Annotated in this window: 11 protein-coding genes and 2 CRISPR repeat arrays; of the genes, 5 read left to right on the plus strand and 6 right to left on the minus strand. The window is 52.2% G+C overall.

Going from position 1 to position 9,746, the window contains the following annotated elements; genetic code table 11:
• Window positions 1-13: 13 nt before the first annotated feature.
• The 3 genes from AC6I6H_RS03700 to AC6I6H_RS03710 all read left to right on the plus strand — a co-directional run bounded on the left by AC6I6H_RS03700 (window position 14) and on the right by AC6I6H_RS03710 (window position 1,849).
• A complete protein-coding gene (locus AC6I6H_RS03700; RefSeq protein WP_497951440.1) occupies window positions 14-337 on the plus strand; it encodes a hypothetical protein in 324 nt (107 codons plus the stop codon).
• A 595-nt stretch (window positions 338-932) separates the two neighbouring features.
• Window positions 933-1,382, plus strand: a complete 450-nt coding sequence (locus AC6I6H_RS03705) for a hypothetical protein (RefSeq protein ID WP_497951442.1) — start codon at window positions 933-935, stop codon at window positions 1,380-1,382.
• Window positions 1,383-1,384: 2 nt separating this feature from the next.
• Window positions 1,385-1,849 carry a hypothetical protein gene (locus AC6I6H_RS03710; protein ID WP_497951444.1) on the plus strand — a complete coding sequence of 155 codons (465 nt, stop codon included), beginning with the start codon at window positions 1,385-1,387 and terminating at the stop codon, window positions 1,847-1,849.
• Between the two features lie 157 nt (window positions 1,850-2,006).
• Here AC6I6H_RS03710 and AC6I6H_RS03715 read toward each other — a convergent pair whose 3' ends face one another.
• From AC6I6H_RS03715 to AC6I6H_RS03740, 6 genes are all read right to left on the minus strand, one after another.
• The gene (locus AC6I6H_RS03715) at window positions 2,007-2,921 is read right to left on the minus strand and encodes a sensor histidine kinase (protein ID WP_497951446.1); all 915 of its coding nucleotides are present in this window, start codon (window positions 2,919-2,921) and stop codon (window positions 2,007-2,009) included.
• 22 nt (window positions 2,922-2,943) lie between these two features.
• The gene (locus AC6I6H_RS03720) at window positions 2,944-3,705 is read right to left on the minus strand and encodes an ABC transporter permease (RefSeq protein WP_497951448.1); all 762 of its coding nucleotides are present in this window, start codon (window positions 3,703-3,705) and stop codon (window positions 2,944-2,946) included.
• Entirely contained in the window at window positions 3,698-4,621 is a 924-nt protein-coding gene (locus AC6I6H_RS03725) for an ATP-binding cassette domain-containing protein (RefSeq protein WP_497951450.1), read from the minus strand. The genes AC6I6H_RS03720 and AC6I6H_RS03725 overlap by 8 nt, the downstream gene beginning before the upstream one ends.
• 83 nt (window positions 4,622-4,704) lie before the next feature.
• Window positions 4,705-5,397, minus strand: coding sequence for a response regulator transcription factor (locus AC6I6H_RS03730; RefSeq protein WP_497951452.1), 693 nt, complete (start codon window positions 5,395-5,397; stop codon window positions 4,705-4,707).
• Window positions 5,398-5,412: 15 nt separating this feature from the next.
• Window positions 5,413-5,700 (minus strand): GNAT family N-acetyltransferase, encoded by a 288-nt coding sequence (locus AC6I6H_RS03735; protein WP_497951454.1) that lies wholly within the window; start codon window positions 5,698-5,700, stop codon window positions 5,413-5,415.
• Between the two features lie 161 nt (window positions 5,701-5,861).
• Window positions 5,862-6,080, minus strand: a complete 219-nt coding sequence (locus AC6I6H_RS03740; protein ID WP_497951456.1) for a helix-turn-helix domain-containing protein — start codon at window positions 6,078-6,080, stop codon at window positions 5,862-5,864.
• Window positions 6,081-6,173: 93 nt separating this feature from the next.
• Between AC6I6H_RS03740 and AC6I6H_RS03745 the strand changes: the two genes are divergently transcribed.
• Window positions 6,174-6,449, plus strand: coding sequence for a DUF6809 family protein (locus AC6I6H_RS03745; protein WP_497951458.1), 276 nt, complete (start codon window positions 6,174-6,176; stop codon window positions 6,447-6,449).
• Between the two features lie 248 nt (window positions 6,450-6,697).
• Window positions 6,698-7,660: direct repeats of the CRISPR family, unit length 32 nt; unit sequence GTCGCTCCCCGTGCGGGAGCGTGGATTGAAAC.
• 277 nt (window positions 7,661-7,937) lie between these two features.
• Window positions 7,938-8,255 carry a hypothetical protein gene (locus AC6I6H_RS03750; protein WP_497951460.1) on the plus strand — a complete coding sequence of 106 codons (318 nt, stop codon included), beginning with the start codon at window positions 7,938-7,940 and terminating at the stop codon, window positions 8,253-8,255.
• A gap of 244 nt (window positions 8,256-8,499) precedes the next feature.
• Window positions 8,500-9,530: a CRISPR direct-repeat array (repeat unit 32 nt).
• Window positions 9,531-9,746: the final 216 nt, after the last annotated feature.

Raw genomic sequence — 9,746 nt, forward strand, 5'->3', positions numbered from 1 at the left:
GAGAGGAAACCGAATGAAACCGCTAGCTGTAAACTACGAATTTCTTAATCAATATGCTGGAATAGAGTGGCTGTCAAGATGCGGGCAAAAAGAGGAGGGGCCATTCGAAAAAACGTCGCAGTACGTGAATAATTGGCAGGAGGCGGAAGAAAGGCACGATAGCGAGTCGTGGGGGAAATTGATTGCATTAGGGGAAAAGACACTGTTTGACTATGTTACCAAGAAGCTGGGGTACAGTGTAGGGGCATTTAACCGCCTGGTTCGGAGATTCGAAACAGTGACCCGTATAAAAATGCCGTTCTGTCCATTGATAAAAAACTGGAGGCTGACAAGGTAAGCGAAGAGATAGGGGAAACCTTGTCCTGGATCTTACTAAGAGCGTCGGTAGAAAGTACATTTATCGACTCCAAGGGTGCACCTTCTATTTTTTGCAGCTTGTACAAGGTTTTGAGTCTGGGGCATTGTCCATGCGGATGGGAAGGAAGGTGGCCGAATGGAAGCTTGTATGTCTACTGACGAGATAGCTTTCTCGCAAGATCATATAACAAAATCCTGCCGGTATGCGGGCTATCAAATGGCGTACGACGTCCATCGTTGTCGACCATTCATTCCTTTAAAGCGAAAATACGGCATATCCAGGTGTTTCCTTCTTGATTGAGATCTGATCTCCAGGTTGGAACGGAATATATTGATCGACATTTCCTTTAAGAACTTCCTGATAGGCCTGTTTCCCGAATGTCAAATGAAATTGCACAATCTTTTGACAATCTCTATAATCCTAAAATAATTTACCTGAGAGTCTCCCTGAATATTTCATGTAAAAGCTTGAATGATGCAGGAAATAGTGATAAAGTTAATATATGTAAAAATAGTTGGCGCTGTGTATCCTCTTCAGTATTTCAGAGAAAAACTTATAGGAGGTTATAAGCGAAATGTCAAACACATCAAGAGTTATCGTTAGTGTTTTTGTTGCAGGTGTACTTTTAGGTGCTAGTGCATCAGCCGTGTTTGCTGCTACTGCTTACAGTAACAAAAAAACATTTGGTCCTCATAATGGTTACTCCTATTACAATCAAGCTTCAATAACGTCCATTAATGGAGGGATCAGAGCAGGCACGAATGTATCTAATGTTTTAGATCTAAATGTACCTGTTGGATATATGGGGGTTTCTGAAGTTCTATATAATAATTCCAATCAGGTGATAGACATCAAAGATTTTATTTATAATTCTGTTTCTGCCATTGGAATCGGGTATTCAACAAATGATCATTTCTCAATGGCATATTCTACAGTCAAGGATATTCTCATACATTTAACGGGAGTGGTTACACTCTTACAAGAACAGAAAGAAGCCCGAATCTTAACAACTAAGGGGGAGTGAGTATGAAAGTCAAAAAGACGATTCTAAAACCTGTTGCTTTGGGGCTTATTTTTGCTTTAGGGGTAGGAGTTGGAAGTGTTAGTCTTTCAAACGTATTAGCTGATTCTCATTTAAACGTTACTCAACCTCCCCTAGAAACCAAATCGAAAAATGATTATCCAAAAAATAAAGAAGGAAAAGCCTATGGTTCTTTAGCTGATGCTGTAACTTTGGACGAAGCCCCCGACTTAATTAGTGCAGTAGGAATTGACGGCACAGAAGGTTATATCAAAGTTTCGGATGTGTTTGGTAATCAACCTCAGAATCCGCAGGAAGCAATCGATAAGCAGAAAAAAAGAGCCCCTGATGGTCATTATATCCCCTTATATGATAAGAATGGGCAAACCGTTATTGGAAAATTCAAAGTTAGTGCTCCAGATGAAAAGAGCGTAACGATTACCGTAAAAGCCTCTGAAATGAAGGAGTAAGGTATCTTTTTATCATTTTATGCATTCATAATCCGTATCAATCGAACCGAGACCCATATGAAGAATTCTTTGATATAAAGGATTCCTTCTTATGGGTCTTGATTGTGAGATCAGGACTTTAGAGCACATTTATCGCTGAATCAACCTCATCCACCCGCTACCCCCTCCCCTCCGCACCAAGCCTCCAGCGGCAGGTCATCGTCAGCTTATCTCCGGTTAGCTCGGCGGTCAGCGTGCCGCCCATTTTGATCATCAGGCTTTTGGCGATGGAAAGACCAAGCCCCGTTCCCTGGGCGGATCGGGTGCGGTCGGCGGTGTAGAAACGGTCGAACAAGAGACTGACGTCGCTTCCGGCGAGCTCCTTCGCGTCGTTGACAATCGTCAAAGCGGCCGTGTCCCGCTGCCGTTCGAAGCGGATGTCCACCTGCCCGGCGGCATGCTTGATCGTGTTCACCAGCAAATTCTCCACAACCCGGCGCACGGCCGATTCGTCGGCGTACACCGTCACATTCTCCTCGGGCAGCCGGATGTCCGGCGTGAGGCCGCGTTCGTTGAACGAGTCGTAAAAACCGACCAAAATGTCCGAGAGCAGCGCGGTCATGCCGAGCTTTTCTGTTTTCAGGACATAGTCCAGCGACTCAATCACGGACAACTCATAAAAATCGTTCAGCAGCGCGTGCAGCCGCTTTGTCCGGTTTTTGACGATGGCGACGTATTCGCGTTTTTCCTCCGGCGTTGCGGCCTCCGATTCCAGCAGTTGAAGGTACCCGGAAATCGAGGTCAGCGGGGTGCGGATGTCGTGGGAAATGTTCGCTACCGCTTGGCGCAGCTCGTTTTCAACGCGTTTGCGCCCGGCTTCCGCTTCAACGATGCGCTCGGTGTGGCGGTTGATTTGCCCGGCCAGCGCTTCGAGCTTCCGGTCGAAGAGGGCCACTTCGATTTTTTTGCCGGTTTCCCGTTCGTTGTAGCTCCTCAATTGCTCCGTCACCCGCCCCAATTCGCGCCTCAGCATCAGCAGACGGACGAGCAGGAGAGCCGCCGCCGCTACCGCCAGGATCGTAAGGATCAGCATGCTCCCCCGCTCCTTTCCTCCGTTATTTGATTTCTTTTCGGCGATACACGAGAATGCCCAGCAGCCCGGCCGCGGCAAACGTCAACACCGGCACCAGCAGGAGCGCCAGCCAATCCGCGCCGGGAATGGCGGGGTTGCCGATATCCGTTACCTTTTTGAAAATAGAGTAGTCATAGATCGTCTTTACAAAAGCAAGCCGGGAGCCCGCATGGAGCAATACCATATCAATCCCGGCGAAGAAAAGAATCGAGACCGCGATCGTTTTGCCGCTGTCGGTTAGAAGCGTGGTGAAAAACACCGCAATCGCCGCATAACTGGCCGTGTACAACAAGGTGAGCCCCAGAATACGCGGAATGAATAGCGTTGAGAATTCCTCCGGCAGATGCCCGAACCCGGACAGGAAGGTAACTTCCACCGTGCTGACGACCGGAAAAACGAGCGAGAGAATCATCACGCCGACCGAGAAAACGACCAGCTTTGCCGCATACAGCCGCCAGCGGGCGTTGCCCGAGGAGGCGATCGTCTTCATAACCCCGGAAGAATACTCATTGGCGATGAAAAAGCCCGCGAGCACCGCCGCACCGATTTTCATGATATAAGCATTGCCTGAGAAAAAGGTGAGCAAAAATTCGGCTCCCGTGTACTGCGGGAGTCCGGTGGCCCGGCTATCAAAATAATACAGCAAGGGATAGGCCAGCGAGGCGGCGGCAAGGGCAAGCAGCAGCACCCGGAACGACCGGTTTTTGCGCAACTTGAAGAACTCGACCCGAAGCAGATTATACATGCGCCTGTCCTCCGATCCGCTTCGTGAAGTAGCTTTCCAGGTCTTCGCCCATCGGCATGAACTTCTCCAGCTCCAGGCCGGCGGAAAACAGCAGGGACGATACTTTGCCCGGCTGCTCCAGGCGCCCGTACAATTTGATGGACCCGTCCGGCATCACTTCGAATTCGGCTGTGTTTAGGCGCTCGCGAAGGACCGTCGCCGCTTTTTCCGGGTTGTCCGCCTTGATCAGCACGTACTGCTGGCACTTATCGTCCAGTTCCTTGGCCGTAAGCTGCTCCAGCAGCTCGCCGCGGTGAATAATGCCGTAATGGGTGGCCAGCAGGTGCAGCTCGCTCAAAATGTGGCTCGAAATCAGGATCGTAATGCCCCGTTCGCGGTTCAGCTTTTTGAGCAGCTCGCGCATTTCCACGACGCCCATCGGATCGAGCCCATTGGTTGGCTCGTCCAGGATGAGGAACTCGGGATCGCCCAGCAGGGCAATCGCCAGGCCGAGCCGCTGCTTCATGCCAAGCGAGAAATTTTTCGCCTTTTTCCGGCCGGTCCCTTGCAGGCCCACCTGCTCCAGCATGCGGGGAACGGATTCCTGCCCAGGGATGCCGCGCAGAATCCGGTTCGCCTCCAGATTCTCGGCGGCGGTCATATGGGGGAACAAGGCCGGGCTCTCGATGATCGAGCCGATCCGCTTTCGCGCCTGGATCAGCGCCTGTTCCTCGCTCGCCCCGAACAGCTCCATCGTCCCGCCCGTGGGAAAAGCAAGCCCGGTCACCAGGCGGATCAGCGTCGATTTGCCGGCCCCGTTTTGCCCGATGAAGCCATAGATGGCGCCTTTGCGGATGGACAGGTTGACCTTGTCCAGCGCGATATGGCCTTTGAAGGTTTTGGATAACTGATTCGTTTGCAAAACATAGTCGTGCATCCTTGTCTTGGCCTCCTTCAGCTGATAGACCAAGGATAAAAGCGAAACCATAAGAAGAGCTAAAGCCAATTCTTAAGAATGTCTTAAGGCTTGAGCCGGTAACCCATGCCCCAGACGGTTTCAATATAGTCGCTTCCCGGCGCGGCCTTCGTCAGCTTGCTCCGCAGGTTGCTCATGTGGACGTTGACCGTGTTGTCGTCCCCGTAGTAAGGTTCGCGCCAAACGCTTTCGTACAGGTTGGCTTTGGTGAACACCTTTTTGGGCGCGGATATAAGCAGGGCCAGAATCTCGTATTCCCGCGCGGTAAGCGTCAGCTCCGTTCCGTCTACGGCAAATGACATCGCTTCGCGGTCCAGCACCAGCCCCTTGTGCCGCAGCGTGTTCGGCAAAACCGGCTGCGCGAGCCGCGCATACAAGCGCAGGTGCGCGTCGATCCGGGCCGAGACCTCTTCGATGTCAAAGGGCTTCGTGATAAAATCATCCGCGCCTCCGCGCAGCGCCGCGACCTTGGTCTGCGGCTCGCCTTTGGCCGAAATGATAATGACCGGCGTATCGCCCCGCTCGCCGATCTGCTGAAGCAGCTCCTCGCCCGTCATCCCCGGCAGCATCAGATCGAGCAGCACCAGGCTCCACTGCCGCTGCTCCAGGTAGAGCAGCGCCTCCGTCCCGGAAAAGGCCGGCTGGGGGACGTAGCCGCTTTTTTTGATAATGCTGCATAGCAGCTGGCTGATGTCGCTGTCGTCCTCGGCAACGAGGATGTGGATCGGGTTGTTCATGGGGGCTCCTTTCCTTTATCGGAGATGTTTTACGTAATGAAGAAGGGTCATATTTTTGCGGATTGCTTTTGCTTGACCGGTTCTTTTGAAGCCTGGCTTTTCGTACAAGTAGCAGTTTCCCGCCTCTTGCCGGATGGTGTCCAGCTCCCATGTCGTTGCATCCGGATTAATCCGTTCTATTAAGGCAAAGACATGGTGGGCGATTTCTTTTCCCTGGTATTCCGGGTGGATAAAAAGAGGGCTGATTCGGTAGAGTCCATTGTCTTTTTCACAACTCGAATTCCGCCGACGTTCGTTCGCCATACTTGATGAAGGCTTTGTCGAGGGTGATGTTCATGCGTGTATATGCCTCCTGGTCCATATGAAGAGATAACAAGCTTGAGGGCGGACTTTTTGCGGAAGGACTATTGAGGAGAAAAGTAATTGCCGTGTTACAGATGAGGCTTGTGCTATGTAATGCAATACTAGTCTTTAGGGTATGGAGACTTGCGGTTTGTCCGATCCAAAAGATAATCGGTGCTTGTCTTGTGCAAATCAGCAAGTTTGATCAGAATGGCCGTAGGGATGTCAATTTCGCCTCGCTCGTAGTTGCTGTAGACGCGTTGGCTGCATCCAAGGGAGGCTGCAATCTGCGTTTGCGTCATGTCTTTGTCTTCTCGCAAATCTCTAATGCGTTTATACATCTAAACCACCTCAGCAACATCTTATGCTAGCGGATTATCCGCTATTGATTTTTAGCGAAAAATTCGCTAAGATTGTGTGGAGTAAGCTGGGGGGTGGAGCGGTTGAAGAGTATTTTAAAAGATTTGTATATGGGGCAATGGAACCCGGATGAGACTCAGGAACCTATGGAACCGCAATTGCAAGACCTAAACAGACGGATTGCTCAGTCGATGCAACTGTGCAAAAGCAAATTATCCGAAGAGGATTTTTCACTAATGGAGGATGTTTTGGGTTTGTATGGGGAATCAAATGCGCTACATGCGGGTGAGAAATTTGTTGCGGGTTTTATAATGGGTGCGAGGGTTGTAATGGAAGTGTTAAGGGAATGAGCAATATCAGCGGTAGGGGGGATGGGAGTATGAAATGGAGATATACTAGCGTGAACCTGTCTGGTAAAATGAGGATGAAGCGCGAACCCCAAGCGCACATAAAAACCCCGGGAGGTTCGCGCACCGCGCCAGTATTGAGCGGAAGGCACTTTTTGGGTTATGGTAAACCGCGTTCTGGGTGTAGAAAATGGAGGTTCGCGGAAATGGTGCGACAAACCCTTGCTGTATAAGGGTTTGTCGCACCTGCTGTCGCTCCCCGCGCGGGAGCGTGGATTGAAACCCATTTTTGGATATCCCACCGGAAGCAGAGTCGCGTCGCTCCCCGTGCGGGAGCGTGGATTGAAACTTTACCGGCTTCGATCACTTTTTTGCTCGACTTGGTCGCTCCCCGTGCGGGAGCGTGGATTGAAACGCAAACCGGCGACAAGCGGAAACAAGGCGCAATACGTCGCTCCCCGTGCGGGAGCGTGGATTGAAACAGTTTGGAAATGTCCTGCAAGCAACTGGTAGGACGTCGCTCCCCGTGCGGGAGCGTGGATTGAAACGACACCAAGGGGATCGACGCGGTAGACGCATACCGTCGCTCCCCGTGCGGGAGCGTGGATTGAAACGATCAACCCGCCTTCAGTGTCCGCCCGAAGATCCGTCGCTCCCCGTGCGGGAGCGTGGATTGAAACGGTCGGTTCCTTAGCCACAGTCTGAACCGTTCAAGTCGCTCCCCGTGCGGGAGCGTGGATTGAAACGTAGTTAATCATGGTTTTTCTCCTTTCGCCTCACGTCGCTCCCCGTGCGGGAGCGTGGATTGAAACCACAAGGTCGATCAGCGCGTCCGGATCTCGAGCGAGTCGCTCCCCGTGCGGGAGCGTGGATTGAAACTCAGCAATCGGCTGGGTTTCAACGTAGTGAACTTGTCGCTCCCCGTGCGGGAGCGTGGATTGAAACATTGATTACTGTGCGCTTCTCAAGCACCGGGAAGGGTCGCTCCCCGTGCGGGAGCGTGGATTGAAACCAATGACTTCAACGTTATCCTTGGCGATAAGCCATGTCGCTCCCCGTGCGGGGGCGTGGATTGAAACTCGGGATACGCGATTTGTTAAGCGCGAAGAAGTGCGTCGCTCCCCGTGCGGGGGCGTGGATTGAAACCATGAGCTCGGCTGCCGTGGCCAGGATGTGAGCTGGTCGCTCCCCGTGCGGGAGCGTGGATTGAAACTTGCTTTTCGCCTTTCTCCGCGTCTCCAAATACTGTCGCTCCCTCGTACGGGAGCGTGAATTGAAACAAACAATGAGGAGAGTGGAAATAATATTTTGAATTATTCACTGTTTGCCGAATGACCGGTATCACAGCGTATTCCACACTTGTGGAAGGGCCATAGCGGAATTGGTTGCTGGATGATATCGAAATTCATATCTTGGAGTAGCCAAAAGTGGAACGGCCAGCGGTACCGTTGGAGGAAGGCGGACTGGTCAACTGGCTGCTTTTTTTGAAAGGTGCGGATCGAACAAACTGGGAGGGGAAACGATGAAGGAGCCGATGCTGAAAAAGCGATGGACACGCTGGGGTTATTAAGCAAGGATGCGGCGGCACGAATGGCGTATGATGCCCGAACGAAAGCGCTCAGTGACGAAAAGTTCCGGATTGAAAACGCATTGACAACTGGTATAAAGAAAGGGAAGGCGGAAGGTAGAGCGGAAGAAAAAGTTGAAACGGCTGTCAGGTTACTGGGACGTAGTGTTGACGTAGAAACCATCGTAAAAGCAACTGGGCTATCCGCAGAGGAGATTCATTCTTTGCGTTCCATGCACTAAAAAAAGAGTATCTTCAAAATAGCACTCGAAAATGCCACCACATCAAACATGGCGAGTTAGTGGTGCGAATGGGAAGCTCCCATGAAATTCCCGGTTCCTTCGCACCTCAGATTTTGTCGAATTCGAAAGTTTTTTCGTGAAAGTAGAAAATGTCAAGGAAAATGCTATGCTTATTTGTTACTATAGAGATTGGAAAACGAGTTGAATTTATCTTGGTATCAGATGAATTCGGCAATTTTCCGCTGTCGCACCCCGCGTGGGTGCGTGGATTGAAACTGGTGTTGTCCACAACGTACATAATGTTGATTGAGTCGCACCCCGCGTGGGTGCGTGGATTGAAACTACAATGTCTTTGTTAATGGAATAGGCACAATCTATGTCGCACCCCGCGCGGGTGCGTGGATTGAAACGGCCGTTTTTGGCCTTGGAGAAGCCACTGGTAATCGTCGCACCCCGCGTGGGTGCGTGGATTGAAACGGATGTTCCGATCGCATCGCTCCATTGCATGTCTGTCGCACCCCGCGTGGGTGCGTGGATTGAAACCAGGTGACGGTGATTGCCTTCGCCAGCTCGCAGCCGGGTCGCACCCCGCGTGGGTGCGTGGATTGAAACCGGACCGGATGCCGTACCACCAAACGTAGCCAGGTCGCACCCCGCGCGGGTGCGTGGATTGAAACACGGCACCCAGGATCCCGTAGCCGACGATGTCCCGTCGCACCCCGCGCGGGTGCGTGGATTGAAACCGTACCGGATATAGGCCGAAACCTCCGATTCTGCGTCGCACCCCGCGCGGGTGCGTGGATTGAAACTGCCAAGTCGCCCATCGTTATGACCTTCTTATCCGTCGCACCCCGCGCGGGTGCGTGGATTGAAACCTCTAATGTCTGACACAAAGCGACCATAAAGTCCGTCGCACCCCGCGCGGGTGCGTGGATTGAAACATCCGACGATGATAGCGACGAAACGTCTGAACTGGTCGCACCCCGCGCGGGTGCGTGGATTGAAACCGTTTGAGCCCGTAAAACTCCGCGAGGCCAACTACGTCGCACCCCGCGCGGGTGCGTGGATTGAAACGGCAACGTGCCGGACACGCTCTCGCAGCTGATCCGGTCGCACCCCGCGCGGGTGCGTGGATTGAAACCGAGGTCATAACCGTGTCGATCGACCGGGGACCGGGTCGCACCCCGCGCGGGTGCGTGGATTGAAACCGGTAGGGGCATCCAGTGTGTCGGTCTATCAGCATGTCGCACCCCGCGCGGGAGCGTGGGTTGAAACAAAACTGAATACCCTTCGTGTGATAAAAAGTTTTAGTCGCTCCCCGTGCGGAGCGTGGATTGAAGCCGCGAAATAATTGGTGTCGGAGATCAAAGAAGATGCTTAACAGTAGGAAAAAGCGGATTTGTGGAGCAACGTTAGCATGGTATACTGGTAACAAAAGGGGGGCTTTCCGTGCAGGACTTGCTTGATCCGAGGGTGGATATCATTTTCAAA

It is taken from the genome of Gorillibacterium sp. sgz306347, assembly GCF_059735245.1.

Coding starts and splice junctions, on each gene's coding strand:
- AC6I6H_RS03700 (WP_497951440.1), top strand. CDS start 14: ATGAAACCGCTAGCTGTAAACTACGAATTTCTTAATCAATATGCTGGA.
- AC6I6H_RS03705 (WP_497951442.1), top strand. CDS start 933: ATGTCAAACACATCAAGAGTTATCGTTAGTGTTTTTGTTGCAGGTGTA.
- AC6I6H_RS03710 (WP_497951444.1), top strand. CDS start 1,385: ATGAAAGTCAAAAAGACGATTCTAAAACCTGTTGCTTTGGGGCTTATT.
- AC6I6H_RS03715 (WP_497951446.1), bottom strand. CDS start 2,921: ATGCTGATCCTTACGATCCTGGCGGTAGCGGCGGCGGCTCTCCTGCTC.
- AC6I6H_RS03720 (WP_497951448.1), bottom strand. CDS start 3,705: ATGTATAATCTGCTTCGGGTCGAGTTCTTCAAGTTGCGCAAAAACCGG.
- AC6I6H_RS03725 (WP_497951450.1), bottom strand. CDS start 4,621: ATGCACGACTATGTTTTGCAAACGAATCAGTTATCCAAAACCTTCAAA.
- AC6I6H_RS03730 (WP_497951452.1), bottom strand. CDS start 5,397: ATGAACAACCCGATCCACATCCTCGTTGCCGAGGACGACAGCGACATC.
- AC6I6H_RS03735 (WP_497951454.1), bottom strand. CDS start 5,700: ATGGCGAACGAACGTCGGCGGAATTCGAGTTGTGAAAAAGACAATGGA.
- AC6I6H_RS03740 (WP_497951456.1), bottom strand. CDS start 6,080: ATGTATAAACGCATTAGAGATTTGCGAGAAGACAAAGACATGACGCAA.